17 protein-coding genes and 1 pseudogene are annotated in these 23,553 nt (G+C 41.4%); 17 read left to right on the forward strand and 1 reads right to left on the reverse strand.

The genetic code is table 11. The annotated features are described in order from the left end of the window. The first annotated feature begins 403 nt into the window (after nt 1-403). From CHX35_RS10415 to CHX35_RS10475, 11 genes and pseudogenes are all read left to right on the forward strand, one after another. A complete protein-coding gene (locus tag CHX35_RS10415) occupies nt 404-5,938 on the forward strand; it encodes a DNRLRE domain-containing protein (protein WP_091837246.1) in 5,535 nt (1,844 codons plus the stop codon). A 73-nt stretch (nt 5,939-6,011) separates the two neighbouring features. Next, a complete protein-coding gene (locus CHX35_RS10420) occupies nt 6,012-7,139 on the forward strand; it encodes a HEAT repeat domain-containing protein (protein ID WP_091837248.1) in 1,128 nt (375 codons plus the stop codon). Between the two features lie 146 nt (nt 7,140-7,285). Beyond that, nucleotides 7,286-7,618, forward strand: a pseudogene (locus tag CHX35_RS10425) (hypothetical protein); the annotation flags it as partial. After that, nucleotides 7,552-8,325 carry an RHS repeat-associated core domain-containing protein gene (locus CHX35_RS10430; RefSeq protein WP_483869404.1) on the forward strand — a complete coding sequence of 258 codons (774 nt, stop codon included), beginning with the start codon at nt 7,552-7,554 and terminating at the stop codon, nt 8,323-8,325. The pseudogene CHX35_RS10425 and the gene CHX35_RS10430, both read left to right, overlap by 67 nt. 302 nt (nt 8,326-8,627) lie before the next feature. After that, the gene (locus CHX35_RS10440; RefSeq protein ID WP_091837255.1) at nt 8,628-8,897 is read left to right on the forward strand and encodes a hypothetical protein; all 270 of its coding nucleotides are present in this window, start codon (nt 8,628-8,630) and stop codon (nt 8,895-8,897) included. Further along, a complete protein-coding gene (locus CHX35_RS10445; RefSeq protein WP_091837256.1) occupies nt 8,897-9,109 on the forward strand; it encodes a hypothetical protein in 213 nt (70 codons plus the stop codon). Before CHX35_RS10440 ends, CHX35_RS10445 begins: the two co-directional genes overlap by 1 nt. 412 nt (nt 9,110-9,521) lie before the next feature. Continuing rightward, nucleotides 9,522-9,698 carry a hypothetical protein gene (locus CHX35_RS17565; protein ID WP_176392022.1) on the forward strand — a complete coding sequence of 59 codons (177 nt, stop codon included), beginning with the start codon at nt 9,522-9,524 and terminating at the stop codon, nt 9,696-9,698. Then, nucleotides 9,679-9,855, forward strand: a complete 177-nt coding sequence (locus tag CHX35_RS17570) for a hypothetical protein (protein WP_176392023.1) — start codon at nt 9,679-9,681, stop codon at nt 9,853-9,855. Before CHX35_RS17565 ends, CHX35_RS17570 begins: the two co-directional genes overlap by 20 nt. 131 nt (nt 9,856-9,986) lie before the next feature. Further along, entirely contained in the window at nt 9,987-10,388 is a 402-nt protein-coding gene (locus CHX35_RS10455) for a hypothetical protein (RefSeq protein WP_091837259.1), read from the forward strand. A 253-nt stretch (nt 10,389-10,641) separates the two neighbouring features. Next, nucleotides 10,642-11,112: an RHS repeat-associated core domain-containing protein gene (locus CHX35_RS10460; RefSeq protein ID WP_091837261.1), complete on the forward strand. Its 471-nt coding sequence runs from the start codon at nt 10,642-10,644 to the stop codon at nt 11,110-11,112. 2,099 nt (nt 11,113-13,211) lie between these two features. Next, entirely contained in the window at nt 13,212-13,430 is a 219-nt protein-coding gene (locus CHX35_RS10475; protein WP_091837266.1) for a hypothetical protein, read from the forward strand. A 691-nt stretch (nt 13,431-14,121) separates the two neighbouring features. On the opposite strand, the gene CHX35_RS10480 is transcribed toward CHX35_RS10475, so the two are convergent. Further along, entirely contained in the window at nt 14,122-15,660 is a 1,539-nt protein-coding gene (locus CHX35_RS10480; RefSeq protein ID WP_091837267.1) for a flotillin lipid rafts scaffold protein FloT, read from the reverse strand. 1,676 nt (nt 15,661-17,336) lie between these two features. On the opposite strand from CHX35_RS10480, the gene CHX35_RS10500 reads away from it, so the two are divergent. From CHX35_RS10500 to galE, 6 genes are all read left to right on the forward strand, one after another. Next, the gene (locus tag CHX35_RS10500; protein WP_091837275.1) at nt 17,337-17,831 is read left to right on the forward strand and encodes a hypothetical protein; all 495 of its coding nucleotides are present in this window, start codon (nt 17,337-17,339) and stop codon (nt 17,829-17,831) included. A gap of 294 nt (nt 17,832-18,125) precedes the next feature. Next, complete coding sequence (locus tag CHX35_RS10505) at nt 18,126-20,165, forward strand: glycosyltransferase family 39 protein (protein WP_176392024.1); 2,040 nt, start codon at nt 18,126-18,128, stop codon at nt 20,163-20,165. A gap of 1 nt (nt 20,166) precedes the next feature. Continuing rightward, nucleotides 20,167-21,141 carry a glycosyltransferase family 2 protein gene (locus CHX35_RS10510; RefSeq protein ID WP_091837277.1) on the forward strand — a complete coding sequence of 325 codons (975 nt, stop codon included), beginning with the start codon at nt 20,167-20,169 and terminating at the stop codon, nt 21,139-21,141. After that, a complete protein-coding gene (locus CHX35_RS10515; protein ID WP_091837278.1) occupies nt 21,128-21,550 on the forward strand; it encodes a GtrA family protein in 423 nt (140 codons plus the stop codon). Before CHX35_RS10510 ends, CHX35_RS10515 begins: the two co-directional genes overlap by 14 nt. Nucleotides 21,551-21,557: 7 nt before the next feature. Beyond that, nucleotides 21,558-22,475 carry a UTP--glucose-1-phosphate uridylyltransferase GalU gene (gene galU, locus CHX35_RS10520; RefSeq protein WP_091837280.1) on the forward strand — a complete coding sequence of 306 codons (918 nt, stop codon included), beginning with the start codon at nt 21,558-21,560 and terminating at the stop codon, nt 22,473-22,475. Next, nucleotides 22,476-23,468 carry a UDP-glucose 4-epimerase GalE gene (galE, locus tag CHX35_RS10525; RefSeq protein WP_091837282.1) on the forward strand — a complete coding sequence of 331 codons (993 nt, stop codon included), beginning with the start codon at nt 22,476-22,478 and terminating at the stop codon, nt 23,466-23,468. Nucleotides 23,469-23,553: the final 85 nt, after the last annotated feature.

The following is a 23,553-nucleotide window of genomic DNA, read 5'->3' on the forward strand; positions in this document are numbered from 1 at the left end:
TCCCTGTTGTAGAAGGAATTAGGTGGGTTTAGTCCTTCAATAACGAAATCATATTGATGGTAAAAATAGAAAATTAATCAACAGTGAAAATCACTACGCGAAGAATGCAGTGAATCATCTCATGGCTGTAATAAAAAGGTAAATGGTGCGTGACCTATCCATTTACCTTATTAGTCCCATTATTTTTCTTCGGTGTTTTGGAGATCGATTTATTATAAGAATAATTTTATTTTTAATTCTTCTTTAAAAGTGGCACTAAAAATGGACAGTCGTACGAATAAACAATTAGAGGGACAAAAATGAGGTGCTGGAGCACCTGTAAAATAGGGGGCTGAACAATCAAAATCAATAGAGGGTTGGTTTGTTGTTTATAAACTGAAAATAATAATTAAAGGGGAAAAGTATGAAATCTCATTGGGTAAAGAAACTTTCATGGGTGAGTATTATCGTCATTATCTCCATGTGTGGAGCAACGTTACTACCCGACTATCAAGAGGCATATGCTGCTCAAAAAGAGCTCGATGAAAAGATCGCCCATAAAGAAGAGATTGTGGATCTTCGCACTGAGAACTCTCGTACTTACGTGAAAGGCGATAATAGCTACGAAGTCGAAGAATACCTTGAACCGATTCATTATCAAGAAAAGGGTCAATGGAAAGAAATCGACAACAATGTCGAAACCGTCAAGACAAGTGAAGCGATGGAATCTAGCCTGCGGTTGGAAAACAAAGCAAATGAATACCGTGTAGGCTTTGCGGATAATAGCCAAGCGGGTCATCTTGTCCGTTTTCAATTAGATGATGCTTTCGTTCGTTTTGGAGTGGTGGATGGTCGTTCTGTGACTGCTACCAAACAAGAAAACGAAGTGACCTATGTGGGTGTCTATCCGGATACGGATCTCGTCTATCACACAGGCAGTACCGGGGTAAAGGAAGAATGGGTGCTACATAAGTCCCCAGAACAAAACACCTTATCTATGAAAATGGATACCCATGGTGTTGAGGCGAAAAAACAAAAGGATGGCTCAATCAATTTTGTGGATGCGAAAGGAAAAACCACCTTTTCGATTCCACGCCCTTATATGATCGATAAAGACCTACGCTACTCGGGGGATGTGCAATACGAGATTCGTCAGGAAGGAGATATCACGTATCTCGATTTACAGCTCGATGAAAAGTGGTTGAAGGATCCGGAGCGTGCTTATCCGGTATCGGTTGACCCCTCCATCGTCATGGAAGGTGCCGCACCCACTAAGGATACCTTTGTTGGCACAAAAGAACCGACGACCTCCTATGGGGCGCTCACCTATCTCACGGTTGGAAATAACCCCGATCATGGGACAAGCCGGGCATTTCTTAAATTTCACCTCGAGTCCCTCCTCAGTGGAGCCTCCATTTCTTCTGCAAAATTAAGTTTGTATGAAACGAATGCAGACACCACAGCGGCGATCGAGAATGTGTATCCTGTGACCGGAACCTGGCCTTCACCCTTTACTTGGGAGAGCCAACCGGCTATTGGAAAGTTACTGACTAGCCAAACGATCAAGGGAGCTGGATGGTACGATTTTGACCTGACTTCCTTAACCAAGGAATGGTACAGTGGGCAGACGGCCAACGAAGGGGTCTCCTTACGCCATAAAACGGAGTCGGAGAATCGCAAATCCTACTTCTCCAGTGACTACACGAACGATCTAACGAAATTGCCGAAGCTTACCGTGCAATATAATATTGAACCACTGGGTCAAGAAGCGTTCTGGACCACAACGGCTTCCAATGTAAATACCTACAATGGAAACTTCTTCGTACCCGAGACGGACATTAATGTTCCTGGGCGGGGCGTTGCAGGAGAAATCAGTCGTTCGTACAATAGCCGCGCCAATCAAGCGGGTATCTTTGGTTATGGTTGGACCAGTAACCTTGAGCAACGCTTGACCGATAGTGGAGATGGACCGATCCGCTATACCGATGGGGATGGAACCGTCCATGTTTTTGCCCTGAAATCAGACGGGTCCTATGTCTCACCACCTGGGCTGAACTATGATCTCGAAAAAAGTGGTAGCGATTACAACTTAACCACTCCCGATGATACTGTCCTACAGTTTGACTCAACGGGTCACCTTGTTAAAATAACAGATTCCAATAAGAACGTCATGTCAATTCAGTATACCGATGGTACACCGACAACCATCACTGATGCTTCCGGCAGAACCATCGGTCTCACTTACAACAGTGATCACCGAGTAGTCAAAGCCAGCGATCCGGCCAAACGTACCACCGAATACGGATATGATAGTGATGGTAACTTAACAACCGTTACCAAAAAGGATGCTGCAGGGAAAGAACTGGTGAAGACCACCTATGGGTATGATGCATCTCATAACATGACATCGATGCAAGATCCCAATGGAAATAAACGCTCCGTAGAGTATGATAGTCAGGATCGCGTCAGCCAATTTTCTCAGCCCCTTACCGTGGATGGTGAGAAAAAGGAAGCGACCAACACCTATTCCTACGATGCGTTAAATAAAATTACGACGGTGAAGAATCCCAAGGGAACGCCTACGGTATATACGCACAACGAATATGGAAACGTGGTACAAATCACCCAGGATCCCAATGGACTCAATCAAAAACAAAGCTTTACCTACAACGATCAGAATGAGTTAATCAATGAGAAGGATGCCAACGCCAATGCTAAGGGGAGTAGTGCGACTTACAACTACACCTACGATGAGAATGGCAACTTGACCAGTGTCACCAATCCCCTAGGGGAGAAGAGCACGACGGAATACGATGACAACAACAACCCGATTAAAGAAACCGATGCCAAGGGGAATACGACCACCACCGAGTACGATGAGGATAACAACCCTACATCGACAACGGATGCATTGGAAAAATCTTCTGCACAAAAATACGATAGCGATGGCAACCTGACCAAGGAAACCGCGATGATGAGCCCAGGTCAGAACCTAGCCCCTAATGGTAGTTTTGAGCTTGATAAAAGTGATAGTGGTTGGCCAGATGGCTGGTACCAGACTACCGATAGCGGGGATAAGCCAGTAAGCTGGTCGGACACAGGTCTATCTGTCGAAGGAGTCACCCTTGGGAAGAAGAAGATGGAAATCGTGGATCCCAAGGAAGACACGATCATTGGTATAAGTGAAAAAATCCCCTATGATGCGAAACAAACGTATATTGCCAGTGGCTACGTCGAGACGAAGGATGCCAAAGGGATTGCCGGTATTCAGGCCACCGGCTATGATAAAGATGGCAAAATCACGCTTCGGATTAAGTCCAATGAAATATCAGGGACACAAGGACCGACCCGCCCCCATGCAGTGGTGGAACCTGGAGCATTTCCTTCCACTACGACGGAATTTCGTATCCGGGCCTATGCCTTTGATAACGATGGGAAGCGAGAAGGAACCTATCGTTTTGACGGCCTCCAAGTGGAAGAAGGGTATTACGGAGCCTATAACCTGATTGAAAACGGCGGGTTAGAACGAAATGACGACCCGGTGGATGATATTCCAGACCGCTGGTATCTAGCAGGGGACATTGAATCTGCTGATGGTTTAGACTCCACACAACAACATGAGGGAAGTACGTCTGTTAAGTTGACAGGGAATGCAAGTAAATGGAAGACCTTGCGCCAAGATCTCCCGATCCAAGGGAAAGCAGGCACTACCTTGACCGTATCGGGCTTCTCCAAAGTGAGCAACCCTGATCCGAATGGTGGTATTTACGGATACGTAATCGAGACTTACAAAGACGGGTTGCTTGGATCCAGTAAACAAGAAACCTTCGCCCTCAACTTTGATAAGTCCAAGTCCCACGATTGGCAGCATCAAGCAGAGCAGATTAAGACGACGAAGGACTTTGATAAGGTCATCGTCTACTACGAGTATAGTAAGCAAGCAGGAACCGCTTGGTTTGACACGGCAAAGGTATTCCCAGGTTCGGTGACGACCACTTATCAGTATGACGACAAAGGGAATTATGAGACGAAGAGCACCGACCCAGAAGGACGAACCTCGGAATCGACCTACGATGCAGTAGGCAACGTGACGAGTGAAAAACAAGGAAGCGATACCACCGGGTTTGCCTATGATGGCTTAAACCGTCTCACCAAGGTCACCGATGCCAAAGGCAAGGAAACCAGTTACACCTATGATGCCAATGGCAACAAAACGAAGGTGACCAATGCCCGCGGGAAAGAAACCACTACGACCTACAATGAGATGGATCAGGTGAGCAAGATCACCGATGCCCTTGGTAAGTCCGTTCTCTTCGCCTATGATCTCAATGGCAATCAGACGAAGATGACCCAGCCCAATGGCGATACTGTCTCCACCAGTTATGATGCGGTGGATCGCCCCTCTTCGGTCTCCTACAATGGCGCGAAGAAGTACTCCTTTGGCTATGATGCCAATGGCAATATCACCAAGGAAACCGATGAAGCGAAGAATGAATCCACAACCTTCACCTATGATGCAGACAATAAATTGACAACGGTGACGGAGCTAAACAACAACCAAACGGACTACACCTATGATAAAAACGGCAATGTCACGGAGCGGAAACTGACTGCTGGTAGCACTTCCATCACCCAGGGCTATGGTTACGATGCTAATGATCAACTCACCCAGGTGAAGGAAGATGGAAAGAATCGCGCTCGCTATACCTATGATGAAAATGATCGCATCGCAAGCCGTAAGAATGAAGACGGTACCGTCAGCCTTTATCACTATAACGGGGCAGGTGACTTGACCCAGCAGGTGATCTTAGGTACCGATGGTGAAGAGCGAGATTCCCTCACCTACACCTACGATGCCAAAGGCAACATCACCCAGGTGAAGAGCTCCCAGGGCACGACATCCTATGCCTATGATGCTTTGGAGCAACTAACGAAAGAAACCCTTCCTGACGGTACCGTCACCAGCTATACCTACGATGCCACAGGTAACCGTCTCACGAAAACGGTGACCAAGGATGGAAACAGCACCACCACGAACTATACCTATGACGATGCGGACCAGATGACTCAGGTGAATGGTAAGGACTACACCTATGATAAGAATGGGAACCTGATCGATGATGGAAAGCGCACCTACACTTACGATGCAGAGAACCGACTGACTGCAGTGAAGGAAGGAGCTAAGACCCTCGCTAGTTATACGTACCGGGCAGACGGCATGCGTAAGTCGATGACAACCGACTCTGGAACATTGGTTTTCCACTATGATGAGGATAACAATGTCACCTATGAGACAGACAAGGATGGTAAGGTCGTAGCGAGCTATACCTATGGAGCCAATGGTGAATTGGTCAGCATGACCCGGGATGGGAAGGCGTACTACTACGAGACTAACTATCGCGGGGATGTAACAGCCTTAACTGATTCCAATGGCGAAGAAGTAGCCTCCTATGAGTATGATACCTTTGGGAATCTAGTAAAGAAGACTGGGGATGTAGAGAACCCTTATCGTTATGCAGGGTATCGGTATGATGAGGTAACGGGACTCTATTATTTGCAGAGTCGGTACTATAGTGCTGAGGCTGGACGATTTTTGACTAGAGATACGTTTAAGGGATTTGAAAATGATCCATTAAGTATGAATCAATATACCTATTCCTTTGGAAATCCAGTAATGTATATGGATCCAGATGGACATTATGCAGCGGTTGCAGTATATTTCATACCTGGTATTGGGGAAGTTGCGATGCTAGTTTCAGTGGCCGCATTACTAGGTTATGGAGCATACTATCTGTATACTAAAAGAGGACCTGTTGGCAGGGCTAATAGAAAAAAACAAGGTAGAGAAGTGAATGAAAAAAAACGGAAAAACAAAGATTTCAAATCGAGAAGTAACAAAAAACCAAATAGAGAAATGAAAAAACATACTCCATCGAGAAGTCATCGAAGAAAAAGATAGATACTTTGATTTTATTTTTAATAGAGGTATAGTCAAGAACTATACCTCTTAACTATAAGGAGGTAATATTTTTATGCAATATAGGAGAATAGGATTATATACAAGAAGTTACGGTGTTCAGGATCAATTTAAAGTACCTCTTCAATTGTTTGCAGTATGGTTAAGGAAAAAACGATCTTTTCCAATTAGAGTAGTGGCTTATTTATATAAGGAAGAATTTATCATTAATAAAAAAGGGGAAAAAGTAGTTGGATTATTTTTCGCACCCGATGATAAAAATGAAGAGCCTTATATTAAAATTGCTACAGGGGATTTTCAAAATATAGATTTTGACTGTGAAGAAGGAATGGAGATTTATTCTTATTTACAAGTTTTCGCGCACGAAATTGTTCATTACGAACAATGGATAAATGATCAGCCTTTTAATGAAGAAGAGGCAGATGTGAAGTCGGAAGAAATGGTCTATAAGTTTATTGATGATATATGTAATGATATCGATCATATGAGTGATCATGTGACCAAAATGAATCTAGATAAATTAGTAAAACTATATAACGTAGAATTATTGGATATTAAACTAGCAGTGATTGATTCTCTCGCTTATTTTAGTTATTACAATAACGCTAAAAAAATGTTATTGAAGTGCACGCAAAGTAGCAACATGAAAATAAGATACTATTCGTTTTGTTCATTAATAAATTTTGAAGGTAACGATGTAGTTGAAGCAGGAATTAAAGGGCTTAAAGACGCAGAAGAAATGGTGAGGATTTATGCTGCACAGTGTTTGGGGTTTACAGCAATAGGGAACTCCGGTGTTGTTGAACATTTGATCTGTGCTTTAAGCGATTCTAACTCAGATGTTCGAGGATACGCAGGTGCTTCATTAGGGAAATTAGGTGCGCATTCAAGTATAAATGGACTAAGAAAAAAAGCAGAATGTGAAGTTTCTGATCACGCTCGATTAAGGATGAATTACGGATTATTTTGCTTGGGAGATAGAAGTATGTTATCGAATATTTTTTTATTTTTAAGCCATATCGATTCAGCTGTGCGTATGTCAGCTGTCGATTATTTAGGACAGATAGAAGATGTGGATGATGAAATAATTATAAATAAACTAGAGTCGGCACTGATAAACGAACGAGATGAAGAAATTATAAATGAGATACTAGATTTAATAAAAAGGAAAAAAACGTCTTAAGGGATAATGATTAGCACCTTTTAGTAGTTACAGAACCACAGTTTTAAGACCATGGTTAATGAATGCTATGACTATGATGAAAATGATTGCATCGCAAGCCGTAAGAACGAAGACGGCACCGTCATCAGCTATAATACGATGCCACTGGCAATCGTCTAACGAAAACGGTGACCAAGGATGGAAACAGCACTACCACGAACTATACCTATGACGATGCTGACCAGATGACCCAGGTGAATGGTAAGGACTATACCTATGATAAGAATGGGAACCTGATCGATGATGGAAAGCGCACCTACACTTACGATGCAGAGAACCGACTGACTGCAGTGAAGGAAGGAGCTAAGACCCTCGCTAGTTATACGTACCGGGCAGACGGCATGCGTAAGTCGATGACAACCGACTCTGGAACATTGGTTTCCACTATGATGAGGATAACAATGTCACCTATGAGACAGACAAGGATGGTAAGGTCGTAGCGAGCTATACCTATGGAGCCAATGGTGAATTGGTCAGCATGACCCGGGATGGGAAGGCGTACTACTACCATACCAACTACCGTGGGGATGTAACGGCGCTAACGGATTCCACAGGAACAGAAGTAGCTACCTATGAGTATGATGCCTTCGGGAATCTTGTAAAAGAGACCGGAGATGTGGACAACCCTTATCGGTATGCAGGTTATCGCTATGATGAAGTGACGGCGCTCTACTATTTGCAGAGTCGGTACTATAACCCGGAGATGGGCAGGTTTTTGACGAGGGATACCTTTGTAGGTGAGGAAAAAGATCCTTTAAGTCTAAATAAATACTCTTATGTAAGTAATAATCCAATAGCTTATGACGATCCTACTGGACATTTTATACCTGCATGGATAGTTACTGGACTTCTTATCGCTATTGGTGAAGCTGCTGCTGAATTTCTTTGGGATTACGGTTGGAAGTTTTGGAAGTGGCCAAAATGGAAATTTTGTAAAACGGTTGCTAAAAATTTTGCAATAGAATTAGGTGGAGCTGTTTTTCAAACTATCAAGGTTATAAGATGGGGGAAAAAAGTTTTTTGGCCAACCATAAAGAAAACATTCTCCCACAGGAAAAAGTATTATAAAGCAATTAAGACATTAAAATCTCGATTAAAAACTGAGATTAAAAAGCGCTGGCGTGTACTTAAAAAGTTCAGGAAATAATATATACAAAAAATAGCAGCCTAGGTTAAATATACACTAGGCTGCTAAAATAATAAAAAGGAATTTGATAACATGAAAAGAAAAGAATTACTTTTGAATATAATTTTAGTAATGATAATGTTTTTAATATTACCTTTTGTGGAGTGTGTTTTTTTTGATTTACTAAGTAATATGGGATTGAAATTATTTCCATACGGGGACTTTTATTATTTTTATAAACAAAACGCAAAACTTATGATAACTTTCTCTCTCTTTTTTATACTATATCGATTAATTATTCATTTAAGGAATAGGTGGTTTTAATGCAAAAAATAGAGCGAAAAGAAGTGGATATTTGTTTAAAAATAAAAGAAGTGGATGATATAATAGACGGAATTATCGAAATAGACTCTACTAATAAAAAAATTTCAATTGTAATATCGAATAATGAAAGTGAAAAAATAATAGAATTTATTCTATTGAATAAAGACGAAAGGATGGGGTATCTATCTATAATGAGTATGTTAGTATTTCCTATTAGTATAATTGGTATTATCAAAATTTATCATTTAATTAAGGAGATGTTTTTTTGATGAGTGAAATTAATTTAGAAATAAAAGATGATAATATTATTGTTAAATCTACAAAGAAAAAATATAATGAATTGATTGATGATTTTATAGAATTAAAAGAAACTGGAAAACCCTTTTCTATATATGATAAAGAAGAAAATATAGTTTTAAGGTTTTGTGTTGAACAAGAAAAAAAACGAGTGAATGTTTACAATGGACTGTTTTTACAATAGAAACTATATTAATTTTATTTGGTCTGTATGCCATAATTGATTATTTAATTAATATTTGACTGACATCTGGTTTTCCGTTCCAGAAAAGTAGCTAAAAAAAGGGGACTTTTATAAATGGGGGTGCCCTATTCGGATAATAATGTTCGGGGGTTATTACACGTGGTTTATTTTCTTATTCATGTTTTTTTAACAATAGTGGGGGTTGTCTTTATATATTGCGGATTTAAATATCATAAGGGTTCTGAAATAATGGATGTAGGTGATCCAATAGGGGAATTTATTGTACTATTATTGGCTCTCTTACCATGGTATGTAACTAAGGTATTCCTAATTGCCTTAGGTATTGTTTTTCTCATTTATTTAAATTTAAAAGTTTATTCAGGTTAATTATTATATAAATAACAGAAAAATAATGTCACGTCAATTTAGTATGCCGATGTACGCCAACTACGATCACCGAGTAGCCACTGCCACCGTTTCTGCGAAACGCACGGCTGAGTACGGGTATGATTACGAAGGTAATTTAACAACCGTTACCAAAAAGGATACTACGGGGAAAAGAACTGGCGATGTCGACCTATGGGTTTGATGCATCTGATATCATCACGTCGATGCAAGATCCCAATAGAAATAAACGTTCAGTAGAGTATGATCAGGATCGCGTTAGCCACTTCTCTCAGCTTCTTACCTTGGATGGGGAGAAAAAGAATGCTGTCGACACTTATTTTTACGATGCGTTAATTTAAATCACGACCGTGAAGAACCTCAAGGACGGTATATATGCACAACCAATATGAAAACGTGGTACAAATCACGGATTCCCCAAAAAACACTTATGAAAAATATTATAGATTTAATTTATCGGAGGTAAATTCGTATGAAAAATATAAATAATATATTTTCCGGTTTTTTAATAATTATATTAGGGTTAATTTGTATTTTTCTATTTGGTATTTGGTTGGATTTTATTTTAATATTTTCTTCCGTTTTAATAATTATCATTTATTTAATTAAAGAAAAAAAGTATTTAAAAATTAATTTAAAATATATTGTAGTGGGTCTGTGGATTATTCTTAGCATATATTTCTTGGCATGGGGTTTTGGTATATGTTTGGATTTTAACAACCCGAGGTTTATATGGGATTTTGGATTGTGGGTTTATCTAAAAAATTCATTCCGAGGACTATTTTCATATAATGGTATTCTTTTAAGTATTTTAATGCTTCCTCACTTTTGTTTATCTTTATATTTTTTCAGCTTCTTAAAAAACAAAAAATAGTATAATAATATTTATAAATATGTATGATATATATGTTGATTAATCTGTGTTTGGGAGACAAAGAAGGAGTTATCCATTGATATGTAATGGTGATTACTGTTAATTAGTATACCTATGATGATAAAAATAGGAACCTGATCAATGATGGAAAGCGTACTTACTCTTACGATGCAGAGAACCGACTGACTGCTGTAAAGGAGGGGATAAAACCCTCGCTAGCTATACGTATCGGGCAGATGGTATACGCAAGTCCATGACGACTGAATCAGGGACTTTGATCTTTCATTACGATAAGGATAACAATGTTACCTACGAGACCGACAAGGATGGCAAGGTCGTAGCAAGCTATACCTATGGTGCTAATGGGGAACTGGTCAGCATGAACCGGGATGGGAAGACCTACTTCTACCAGACCAACTACCGAGGCGATGTAACAGCGCTTACTGATACCAATGGTGAAGAAGTAGCGACCTTTGCATATGATGCCTTTGGGAAACTCGTAAAGAAGACTGGGGATATAGAAAATCCCTATCGTTATGCTGGATATCAGTATGATGATGTGACGGGGCTGTATTATTTACAGAGCCGTTACTATAATTCTGAGATGGGACGGTTTTTGACGAGGGATACGTTTGAGGGTACTGAGAAAGATATACTAAGTATGAATAAATATGTCTACACGGAAAACAATCCTGATGTAAACAGATCCCAATGGGCATTTTAGAATATCTAGAAAGTGGTTGGGTATAGTTATTGATTTGGCCATACTTGTAAATACTTTTGGGTCTAGAGAAGCTTCAATAGCTGTTATTCATGTTTTAACAAATAATTATAAATGTACTTTGGCGAAAAAATAAAGTACTATATAAATAAAGCTATAGTAAATTCTAAATCTGAACGTGGGGCGCTATTTATTATTAATGCTGCTCTAGTGGTAGCGGGCATAAGCATAGGGCAGATGATATTAAATGCAACCGACTATTACCTAGATCCACGCTTAGGATACAAAAAGAAAAATGGTTGGTGTTTTGGGTGATTGTGATTTAGTTTATTTTTTCGTCCCTATCAATCGATGATTTCCTAATCATTTTAAGTGATAGTGCGAAGAGTAATAGAGTGTGGCATATAGGTGTCTCTGCTTAAGACTTCGCAGAAGTCAAGTGTTGTGGACAAGTTCCCATTCTTAAATATTTACAATTATATTACAACTATTTATCTATATTAAATCTCTATTACTTTAACTTTTCGTAGATAGTAGGTTTACTTTATTAATTAATTATAAAGGAATGGTAATAAAATGTTCAATAACCTAATTTTAATGTATGTTTATAAATTTATTACTTTTTTATTTGGTTCTGCAATAATATTTTGTTTAATAAAAGTAAATAAATACAAAAAAATAATCAATAATGAGAGTTCGAGTGATTATTTGATTATTAAAGCCACAGAAAGGACGCTTTCAATTTATAAATTTATAAATATATTAATATTGATATATATATTTATATTTATAATTAATATATCTTTGGAACCATAATTTGAATTTTATACCTTAAGCAATTGATTGAGTGTGTCGGGAAAGAGACTTAACCTTAACAGTTCGTAGTAAGATCATTAATGTCAAAATATTTATATTTATTTTTCGGGTTGAAAAGCGACACTAAAAATGAACAACCGTGCGAATTAATGATTAGGGGGGGCAATTCTGAGAGGTTAAATTGAAGGATACAGTTGAATTATTACTCGTACACCGAAATATAAAAAAATACCTAGTAGCGTGTTAATGAGTGCGTGTTAATGAGTGCTAGAGGAAGGATCTCAATCCAGCATAAAAAATGAGTACAAAGGGTGGTTAGCAGATCAATTGAAAATATCGATATATAGAGTAATTGGTGTGGTTTTGTTAGTACCTCTGATTGAATGGTATGCATATCACCATTATAGGTTTGAGGATAAGGATTCTAAATATTTATTTGAAAATTACTTTATATAGTGGGTGACAGTATTCAATGATAAAAATAGTAAAAACTGCAGATATTTTATTCTCTTTGTTATTGTTGATTGGTGTGATATTTAGTGTGGATTTCTTATACAAAATGTCTTTAACTGGTTTAATTTTTTATGCGCCATTTAATATTTATCTTCTTGTTTTGAAATATAAAAAAGAAATGATTAATATTAACAATATATAAAAATACATATGATGTAGAGCATATGGGATTTTTAATGCTACTAAAAGGTGCATTTTGGGATGGGCTTCCTTTAGCTTTTCTAGTTCAACTAGGTACTCATATTCCTTAATAATGTAGTAAGGGATGGTGATTTTAAGATTTAAGATCAAGGGTGGGAAGGTGGTTCAAATCTTCTTTGATGAAGAGAGTACGTAATCGAGTTGTTAGAGCCATTAGGAGATTTTAATTAGTGTTCTCGTAAATAGTCCCGTTCGCATGATGATCTGGTCTATTTATTAATAGCATGAAGGATAGATCTTATGAAAATATTATTGAGAATTCTTGTTGTAGTTGTTTCTTTGGGTAATAGGCTAAATAATTATGGAGAACTTCATGATTATATATGGAATCCGATAAGTATAGTATTATATAGTGTAATAACTTTATTAAGTTTTGTATATTTATACTGTAACGGAAAATCAAAAGAAGTTATATACTATCTAACTGTATCAATTATTATATTGATATTGGCAATTATTTATTATTAATTTTTAAAATAATGTTTCGGTACCTATGATCTCATTTAAAAAGAGGAAGTGTTAATCATGTGAGGATCTTGTAAAGGAGATATAGAAGAAAGGAAGGGTGATGGATGAAACTTCTATTAGGATGGATCATGATTATTGTAGGTGTCTGGCTTATTTTCTATCAAATAAAAATATATAAAGAAGAATATGATATTAAAGGGTTTTTTAAAATGGTATTAACGTTGATAGGGGATTTGTTTGCACAACAGGAGGGAGCAATGGGATTTATTCTCATATTAGTAGGGTTAATTCTTCTTTTCTTTGATGAAAATATTTTGTGGTAGGTGAAAGGTAGGTGTTTTATCTCTCGAATTCTTTTATGTAATTAAATCTTTTTATAGTTAGTTAAGTAAAGAAACCCCCACTTTCTCAAACAAATAATTCAGGAGGCACTCAATGTCACCTCTTATACCCGCAACAGGGTCCGGAATTTTTATACTTGGTTTAGGATTATTAGTTCAAAAGGCGAAAATTGTGCCGGAAGGGTCTTTTTTTGCTCATTATTTTGGATCGTTTTTTCTTATGTTAGTGGGAAGTATTTTGTTTTGTGCTGGTTTATTCTTTAGTAAGTAGGATGCCGATATAGTGAGGAGACAGGGCGCTACTATTTGCCGATTTCGTACTATAATTGATATATAGGCGGTTTTTAACGAGGGATCGGTTGAGGGTGAAGAAACAGACCAATTAAGCTTGCGATCACTATCGGTAGCTATGGTAAACCACTATATAAAAATCGCCCATTCCACTTGTTTATAGGGATGGGCGATTTTTTATATGGGAGTCTAGGGTCATCAATGGCTATGGACCACCTGGGAAGTACCCCATACCAACGGTTCAGCGAATCTGACCACACAAATATCAGCTGCAATACCCTTAGTAACGGAGGATCTCGTTTAGTATTTTTTGTTTTACTTAGAAGGCTGTTCGCATGGTGATCCAACAGAGAATGGTACCGTTTCAAGCGCAATTTTTTGTTTAAGCATTTACTGTTTGCTCATTATTTTCCGAAACAGAACCTTCAGTTGTCGTAGAAGCTGTCGCGGAGACTTCTACAGGTGCGGGATTTTGCGATCCTAAATCGCGAATCAGGCGATTAATATCGAGCCCGGATACCTGCTTTACCATTTCAGGAGCTTGTGCCATGAGACGGGTAACATAGTTGGAGACTTTGGTTGCACCGTCTCCGCCGTCGCCAGCGTCTACAACGGTGATTGAATCGATGCGTTCCATGGGTTCGGCAATCTTTCCAGCCAATTCAGGAAGGATTTTTACGACAAGATCGAGGGTAGCTGCTTGACCATAGCGTTCAAATGCTTGTGCCAGCTTCTCCTTTGCCTCGGCTTCAGCCAGCCCTTTTGCTAGGATGACATCCGCTTGAGCCATCCCTTCCGTTTTTTCTACCTCAGCACGAGCCTGACCTTCCGCTTTATGAGCTTCCGCGTCGGCTTGCCCCTTTGTCCGAATGGCCTCTGCCTCCGCACGAGCTTGTGCTTCCCGCTCGAACCGAGCCGCTTCAGCCGCTTGCTCCCTTGAGTAGCGGTCCGCATCCGCTTTTTTGCGAACTTCTGCATCGAATTGTTTCTCGCGGCGGACGATCTCTTTATCTTCAAGTTCAATCGATTTTTGTTTACGAACCAGCTCAATTTTCATTTCTTCATCGACGACTTGTTGTTTATAGCGGTTCTCTTGCAATTGGTAGGCTTGGTCGGCTTCCGCTTTTTTCATATCTTGTTCAATTTTAAATTGGGCGACACGTAATTCCTTCTCTTTAAAGGCTTCGGCAATATTTGTTTCAGATAAGAGCGTGGCTTTGGTTCCTTCTTGTCGTGCATGGGAGGTTTGAATTTCGGTATCACGGCTCGCGTTAGCCTCTGCGATATCTGCATCACGACGAACTGCGGCGATGCGAGGACGCCCCAATGCATCTAAGTAACCATTGTTATCGCGTACATCCTTGATCGTAAAGGAGACAATGAAAAGGCCCATTTTTTTCAGGTCCTTCGCAGCGACGGATTGTACTTCTTGTGCAAAGCGATCACGGTTTTTATAGATCTCTTCCACTGTCATCGTTCCGAGGATGGCACGTAAATGGCCCTCCAATACTTCCTCTGCTTCATCTTTGATGACTTCTTCTTTTTTGCCCATAAACTGCTCTGCAGCAGTAGCGACATCTTCAAGAGAGCTACCGATCTTAATGATCGCAACCCCATCAGCCATCACTGGTACGCCTTGTTCTGTGTAGACTTCAGGAGTAGAGACCGTGAGCTTGTGAGAGAGGAGGGAGAGGAGTTCGCCTCGTTGGAAGATAGGGGCGAGAAAGGTACCTCCACCACGGATGATTTTCATCTTTTTCCCTGAGTCATCGGATAATACGTTCTTATTTCCAAGTAGGCTCCCAGTTACGATCATGGCTTCATCTGCCCCGACAGTTTTGTAGCGAGCCCAAAAACCAATGGCCAAAATGAATAATATCGCCCCTAGGAAGAGGGCAATCAGTAGAATGGGTGTTAGCATCGTGCAAATTCCTCCTTGTGGGCGTATGAGGACCCACTATGTAATGAGATACTCATCATTGCAATAGACGGTATTGATTAGATGATTGTGATGTGGATGCCATACATCCATGTCTTAGGTAAGGTGGCCGATCACTCCTTGATTAAAAGGAAGGCAGGTCATCCAAGTTTTAAGGACGGCTTTCCTTTGCATTGAATAGTCAAAATATATGTGATGAAATCTCACCTATGAAATATTTATCCATTTCTTAATGGAATTCCTTCTTTGTAGGATAAATAATTTTATTACCATCTGGCAGGCAGTTCATTTTCGCTAGCCCTTATATCCCCTGTCCTCACTCATATCCCTAAGAGCGACATATTATCAGAATAAATTAATTTATTTTCTTCGGAGATTAATGACACTAAAAGTGAAGAGTCATACGAATTAATAAGTAGGAAGTAAAATTAAGGCTAGGCTGTGGCGGATATTACGGAGCGAAATGTGAGCGCTAAAAGCATGAAGCAGCGATTAAGTGCTAGAGAAGTTGCCTTAAAGGCAACTTTACCGTATGGCTGCTTGGTTTTATGATCGGTATGGATCCTTGGAGGGGTCAATCCTATGGAATAAATAAGCATAGGCAATAAACATTCGTATAAGGGGGCAGTTTCCTTTGGAGAGAATCGAGAGGATTTTTCTCTATTTCTTTAGTTTTATATTATTTATAGGATGGTTAACTAACCCCATAATGGATGAGTTAGTGAAATTAAAAATAGGCATATTTGGTTTCTTTGGCACGGGGTCTTTATTGTTGATTAACTATATATATAAGAAGGGGGATGCAAACGCGACTTATTTAAGCCGCATAATAGAATTAATTGTAGGTGTTTTGATTTTTATTATTACAATTTCTACTTTTATGTACCTAAATTGACATTTGGAGAAGACAAAAAGGGGGATTGACATGTCAACAAAAGAGATTGAACAGGCAAGCACATCTTATTTACTTTCAAAGTTGGCAATTTCCCCGTTATATATAATCATGGTTTTGCTATCAGTACTTTACTTATATTTACACATTAAAGAAAAAGGGTTTATAGTTTTGGTTGGGAAGATAGGGTCTGTTTTCTATATCAGTATTTATTTACTTGCACTGTATTTTTTTATTAGTGAACTGTTTAATGCATGAAGTTTAAATATATACATAATGAAAAAATCAACAATAATAGGTAGTAAAAAATTAAATTATTTTATTAGGAGGGGTCTATGTTGTTGATCAATAGATATGAGATTGTTTCTGATTCATCCATCATCATTGGGTTGGGGTCTATTATTTTGCTAGGTCTTTGGTTAGATCCTATTATGTTATCGACTTGTTTTTTGATATGGATGTCCGTATTGACTATAGAAAATAAGTTTTCTGCAATTAATTTAAAATATATTATAGTTAAATTGTGGATAATTCTTGTTTTTATATTTGGTATGGGCCTTTGGAATCGATTTTTATAATCGCGTAGTTTACTTGGAGTGGTGGAATTGAGGAGAAATAGGAGGATAGTTAGGTATCGTCTGTATGAAATAAAGGGGGTTATAAGCAGATCAGGGAACGGGTGTATTAGGATTTCTCCTCATCCTAGTCGGATTCATTCTATTGATCACGGGCACAAACATCTTGTGGTAGATGGGGTGAATGAATATTGAAGGACGTGGTGTCGAAACTTTTTGTTGCTACAATTCTTGTGCTACTACTTTTGATGATTATCGCTCTCATTATACTACCCAATGTTTTATTATTATGGATGCTAAAAAATATTGAAATTCTCCATATCCAATTAACATCTGTCGGTGCGTATTTCAAGTTTTCAATTGGATTATTGCTGCTTGCAATCCCTACTTTTATTATCGATATCTTATTGGAGATTCTGTTTGTTTTCCTAATAAGATACCGAAGGATGAGAAATACAGTTGAAACGATAATGGGCTTCTTCTTAGTGTTTTTTTATCTTCAATTATTGGATTACTATATTAGCGATATAACCCTTTCGCATGCCGGTTTAATTACCTTAACGACACTTTATAGCCTATTATTTGAAGTGATCGGCAGTGATCGACTTGAGGAAATGATTAAAGAATTTCGCATCAAGAGAAAGGAAAGAAAAAGAGAGAGAAGGAAAGCGGAGCGACAAATCTAAAGCCCAAAGAGCTTGAGTTCGATTGAAAATGAGAAGGTGACCATGAACATCAGCACTCTGTATTGTTTCTTGTCCTGTGCCATTGAAGAATGACCTGCGCTAAGAGAGAATTCTTCCTCCTAATAGGTAACAACAGAGAATATGAAAGTGATTAAGTTCTCCCCATAAAAAGGGACTATCGATAGGAATCATTATCCTATGGGTAGTCCCTTTTTTTTCTTCTCTTGTTCATATTCGGTTCACGTTATCGGGATATTGTGTAGTCACGAAAGAGAGATCGAAAGGAGAATGACGATGAAATCGATGATGAAACGGATCGATCCGTTATTATTCGCTATTTTAATTCTTGCTACCTTGTTAAGTGCATGGAATCTTAGCCAAGTGGGCTATGGCAATACCTACTATGCAGTAACGGTGAAGAGCATGTTGGAAAGTGCTCATAACTTCTTCTTTGCATCGTATGATGCGGGGGGATTTGTGACGGTGGATAAACCGCCGGTGGCGTTGTGGATTCAAGCGGCAAGTGCTTGGATCTTTGGATTTTCAGGTTGGAGTATTCTCCTCCCTCAGGTAATTGCGGCGGTGCTTTCCGTTGCACTCTTATATCGCTTAGTGGCGAAGCGTTTTGGTAGGACATCGGGTCTGATTGCAGCACTCATCCTGGCATTGAGCCCGATCTCTGTTGCGGTGAGTCGTACGAATAATTTAGATACCCTCTTAATTCTAGTGTTGCTGATAGCGACGGCGACGTTACTACGAGCCGCAGAGCGAGGGAGCGTAAAGTGGTTACTTGTTACGGCACTGATCGTTGGCATTGGTTTTAATATCAAAATGCTCCAAGCCTATTTAGTTCTTCCGGCCTTCTTCTTTGTTTATCTATTTGGCACTCGGTTGAGTTGGGGAAAAAAGGTGCTTCACCTGGGTCTAGCAACCATTCTTTTGGTTGGCGTCTCCCTATCCTGGGCGGTGGCAGTGGATGCGACCCCGAAGGATCAGCGCCCCTATATTGGTAGCAGTGAAAATAATACCGTGATGCAACTCATTGTTGGCCATAACGGCGCTTCTCGCTGGAGCGGACCGCAACACGGTGGCGGTGGCAAAGGAGCAGATGGAGGAGGGCAAGCATTGAAGGATGGTTCTCGTCCTCAGATGGGTGGACAAGACGGTCCCCCACCCGGGGGTCAAGGGGGATCACCGCCAAATGGGCAACCGGGTCAAGATGGCCCACCGCCAAAGGGAAAACCGGGTCAAGGAGGACAACCGGATGGGAAAAACCGCATGGGCGGTGGTGGCCCTGGTGGACAATCGGAAACAGGAACACCAGGACTCCTCCGATTATTTAGCTCACAGTTGGCAGGGCAAATTGCCTGGTTCCTAGGAATGGCTCTCTTTTCGATCATCGCATTGGTTCGCTGGAAACGACCGTCTCTCCCTTTAGGGAAGAAAGCGAGTAGCGTGTTGCTCTGGGTAGGTTGGATGCTTCCCATGATCGTATTTTTCAGTTTCGCAAGCTTCTTCCACCGCTATTATCTAGCGACATTGGCACCTGGGATCGCCGCTCTGGTTGGGATCGGTTTGCCGCTGATGTGGAAGCAATATCGACAACACGTACCTGGATTGAAAGGCTGGTTACTTCCTCTATCCTTGTTGGTCACAGGTGGCGTGCAATCCTGGATTCTATGGGGGCAACGGGAGACGATTTACACGCTTCCATCTGTGGGGATGCTGGTTTGTACGTTGTTAGGAGTGGGTACGTTACTTCTCCTGCGCCACAAAAAGAGCGTAAACCGGCTAGGAAAGCAGGCAGTTGCAGGGATGATGGTCCTTTTCTTAATCGCACCCCTCTTTTGGTCGATTACCCCGATTATTCATCAGTCGAATAATGGGTTGCCTGCAGCGGGGCCGGAATTACTTTCGACTCATCAACAAGGAAGAGGACCCGGAAAAAATCAAGTGGATAACAAGTTGATTTCGTATCTGAAGAAAAACCATAAGAACGAAAAATATTGGTTGGCAGTTGATAGTTCAATGCAGGCAGACCCTTATGCTTTGAAAACGGATAGGCCCATTATGGCCATGGGTGGTTTTAATGGGGGGGATCCGATCCTTACTGTGGATAAACTCAAACAGATGGTGGATGACGGGGAAGTGCGTTATTTCTTGATCTCAACGGGGGAACAGAATCGACAAGGTCCGCCGCAGAGTTCGAAGCAGACCGCTGTGACCAAGTGGCTGCAGGAAAACGGCACGGTGGTTCCTACTAAGGAATGGCAATCCGATTCAAATGGACGGAACAATCAACAACTGATCGAAGTCAAACAAGGAGGGGAGTAACGTGAGCAACGATGTACGGTTTTCTGTGGTCATTCCAGTATTCAATGAAGAAGCGGTATTAGAAGAAAGTTATCGTCGTCTAAAAGAAGTGATGGAATCAACCGGAGACACCTACGAACTCCTTTTTGTAGACGATGGGAGCAAAGATCGCTCAGCCACCCTCTTGCGAGAGCTTCGTGGGCAGGATCCCCAGGTGAAGTGGCTACGTTTTTCCAGGAATTTTGGACACCAAGTGGCAATTACTGCGGGGATGGAGCACGCCAAAGGGGAAGCGGTGGTGGTAATCGATGCGGATCTTCAAGATCCACCCGAGTTGATTCTCGAGATGATCCAAAAGTGGGAAGAAGGCTTTGATGTGGTCTATGCCAAGCGCAAGGAGCGAAAGGGAGAGAGCTGGTTTAAGCGGGTGACAGCCGCAGGCTACTATCGTCTGTTGCGTGGGCTAACCGAGGTGGATATTCCCCTCGATACAGGGGACTTTCGCCTGCTGGATCGCAAGGTGTGCCATGCCATGAATGCCCTCAAAGAGAAACATCGCTTTGTGAGAGGCATGGTGAGCTGGGTGGGCTTTCGCCAAACCGCGGTGGAATACGTCCGTGATGAGCGATGGGCAGGAGAGACCAAGTATCCTCTAAAAAAGATGCTGGGACTTTCGATGGATGGGATCACGTCCTTTTCCTATAAACCCTTACGCTTAGCCTCTTATGTCGGCTTTCTTCTCTCCATGGGAAGCTTCCTCTATATGATGTTTATTGTCTTAAAAGCCCTTTTGATGGAGACGGGGGTCCCTGGTTGGGCCTCCCTTGCGACCATGTCACTCTTCTTTCATGGGGTGACGCTCATCATTCTTGGATTGATGGGGGAATATATCGGTCGCATTTATGATGAGTCAAAGAACCGCCCCTTGTATCTTATTGATCGGGAAGGCGGAGTGACAGGGAACGTCTCCCCTGGTGAAAGCGATGTTGAAGCGTAAACTCACTTCCTTACAGGGGATGCGATTTGCCATCGTGGGCGGTATGAATACGCTGGTTGATTTCCTTCTCTTCTTCCTACTCACTTCGGTTCATTGGCATTATCTCCTTGCGCAAGTGGTGGCGTATAGCGGGGGCGTTTGCAACAGTTACCTGATGAACCGGAGGTGGACCTTCTCCAGTGAGCGGATCCATGTGGGTGAGATCGGTAAGTTCTTAACAGTCAATGGCATCTCCCTGAGTGTAGCGGCACTCCTTCTTTATGGGTTCACCCACCTGGGGTGGGGGTGGTTATGGGCGAAGGGGTTGGCCACGGTTATCGCACTGGTCGTCAATTTTTTCGGGAATAAATGGTGGGTTTTTCCTAGGAAAACCCCCTTCAATGAACCATCAAATCCAATAACGAGGTGAGAGACTCATGAGGGTACGTAAAGCGATTATTCCAGCAGCAGGACTTGGAACCCGTTTTTTACCGGCAACCAAGGCACAACCGAAGGAAATGTTGCCGATTGTTGATAAACCCGCGATTCAATACATTGTGGAGGAGGCGATCCAAGCAGGCATTGAAAGCATCATGATCGTCACCGGCCGCAATAAACAAGCAATTGAAAACCACTTTGATAAATCCGTGGAGCTCGAGTCTTTACTTGAGGCGCGGGGCAAAGAGCAACTGCTTGAGCAAGTGCGCCAGGTAGGCGATTTAGCAGACATTCACTATATCCGGCAAAAGGAGCCCTTGGGATTAGGGCATGCAATTCTTTGTGCAAGGCAGTTTATTGAGGGTGAGCCCTTTGCAGTCCTTCTTGGAGATGACATCATTGACTCCAATCGACCTGGCTTACGGCAGATGATGGATGTATATGAACGCGAGCAGACCTCCATTATTGGTGTCCAGCCGGTGCCCTATGAAGAGACTCGAAAATATGGGGTGATCGCCCCGGCAGTTCAACCGATTTCACTGAATGGCTCAGCTTGTCCGATTCGTGAGTTGGTGGAAAAACCTGCACCTGAAGAGGCGCCTTCGAATCTAGCGATTATTGGTCGTTATATTTTAGAGCCAGAAATCTTTGGGTTGTTGCAGGCAGCATCCCCTGGAGTGGGTGGAGAGATTCAATTGACGGATTCGCTCCAGGCGCTGAATCAACAAAAATCGATGATCGCCGCGCTTATTGATGGAGAGCGCTATGATGTGGGGGATCGACTGGGCTATATTCGTGCCACGATTGAAATGGCCTTACGGCGAAAGGATCTTACTGAAGAAGTACAGAATGTGATTCTCACCATTCACGAACGCATCCATGAAAATCGATACCATAAACAAGAGGGGGCGGGTTAAATGAGTGTTCTAGTGACTGGAGGCGCTGGATATATTGGGAGTCATACCGTTAAGAGAATGCTTGAGAAAGGGATATCCGTCGTGGTGTTGGATAGCTTGGTGACGGGCCATCGAGAAGCGATCCCGAAGGGGGTTCCCTTCTACCAGGGGGATATTGGGGATGAAGGCATGGTATCGACGATCTTTACGGAACATACCATTGACGCGGTTATCCATTTTGCCGCACGGAGCCAAGTCGGAGAATCCATCGAGGATCCTTCCCTGTACTTCATGGAGAATACAGCAAAAACCATTCGCTTTTTATCCATGGTCACAAGGCACGGAGTGGACAAATTGGTCTTTTCCTCCACAGCTGCGGTCTATGGAATGCCAACTCAAGTACCCATCCCTGAAACAGCCCCGTGTCAACCGATCAACCCTTATGGAGTTTCTAAACGATTCATTGAAGAAATGCTTCCATGGTTGGAACAAGCCTATGGACTTCGCTCGATGACACTGCGATACTTCAACGCGGTGGGCGCCTCGTGGGAGGGTGAAATTGGCGAAGATCATTCACCAGAGACTCACTTAGTTCCCCGGGTGCTAAAATCCGTACTCGGGCAAAGTGATCCGATTCACCTCTTTGGTACGGACTATGATACACCCGATGGGACATGTATTCGCGACTATGTCCATGTGATGGATGTTGCTGAAGCGCATGTGAAGGCACTGGAGAAATTAAGTCGAGGGGCAGAGAGTCAAGTATTAAACATCGGCACGGGAAAAGGTTACTCTGTACGCGAAGTGATCACCGCTGTTGAAGAGGTGACGAATCGGTGGGTTCCCGTGGTCAATGCGCCTGCACGAGTAGGTGATCCGGGGAGGCTAGTAGCAGGAATAGAGAAGACGAAACAAGCGATTGGGTGGGAAGCTCAGTATCGCGATCTGGCGTCCATGATTAGGACCGCGTGGACATGGCATCAGAAAAATCCCTCGGGTTATCAAAGTGGTTGAAACCTCTCTAACCCTTTCATCGTTAACTATTTCAGAAAGAGAGTCTATGGAAAATAATTATCAATTTAACCACGAGTGACAAAAC

The organism is Marininema halotolerans, assembly GCF_900116235.1.
GTDB lineage: Bacteria > Bacillota > Bacilli > Thermoactinomycetales > DSM-45169 > Marininema > Marininema halotolerans.

What these genes read in the sequence shown, in the direction of transcription:
- CHX35_RS10515 (WP_091837278.1), top strand. Translation starts at nt 21,128, where the DNA reads ATGTTGAAGCGTAAACTCACTTCCTTACAGGGGATGCGATTTGCCATC.
- galU (WP_091837280.1), top strand. Translation starts at nt 21,558, where the DNA reads ATGAGGGTACGTAAAGCGATTATTCCAGCAGCAGGACTTGGAACCCGT.
- CHX35_RS10455 (WP_091837259.1), top strand. Translation starts at nt 9,987, where the DNA reads ATGAAAAATATAAATAATATATTTTCCGGTTTTTTAATAATTATATTA.
- CHX35_RS10445 (WP_091837256.1), top strand. Translation starts at nt 8,897, where the DNA reads ATGAGTGAAATTAATTTAGAAATAAAAGATGATAATATTATTGTTAAA.
- CHX35_RS10480 (WP_091837267.1), bottom strand. Translation starts at nt 15,660, where the DNA reads ATGCTAACACCCATTCTACTGATTGCCCTCTTCCTAGGGGCGATATTA.
- CHX35_RS10440 (WP_091837255.1), top strand. Translation starts at nt 8,628, where the DNA reads ATGCAAAAAATAGAGCGAAAAGAAGTGGATATTTGTTTAAAAATAAAA.
- CHX35_RS10505 (WP_176392024.1), top strand. Translation starts at nt 18,126, where the DNA reads ATGAAATCGATGATGAAACGGATCGATCCGTTATTATTCGCTATTTTA.
- CHX35_RS10420 (WP_091837248.1), top strand. Translation starts at nt 6,012, where the DNA reads ATGCAATATAGGAGAATAGGATTATATACAAGAAGTTACGGTGTTCAG.
- CHX35_RS10475 (WP_091837266.1), top strand. Translation starts at nt 13,212, where the DNA reads ATGAAACTTCTATTAGGATGGATCATGATTATTGTAGGTGTCTGGCTT.
- CHX35_RS17570 (WP_176392023.1), top strand. Translation starts at nt 9,679, where the DNA reads ATGTCGACCTATGGGTTTGATGCATCTGATATCATCACGTCGATGCAA.
- CHX35_RS10415 (WP_091837246.1), top strand. Translation starts at nt 404, where the DNA reads ATGAAATCTCATTGGGTAAAGAAACTTTCATGGGTGAGTATTATCGTC.
- galE (WP_091837282.1), top strand. Translation starts at nt 22,476, where the DNA reads ATGAGTGTTCTAGTGACTGGAGGCGCTGGATATATTGGGAGTCATACC.
- CHX35_RS10460 (WP_091837261.1), top strand. Translation starts at nt 10,642, where the DNA reads ATGACGACTGAATCAGGGACTTTGATCTTTCATTACGATAAGGATAAC.
- CHX35_RS17565 (WP_176392022.1), top strand. Translation starts at nt 9,522, where the DNA reads ATGTCACGTCAATTTAGTATGCCGATGTACGCCAACTACGATCACCGA.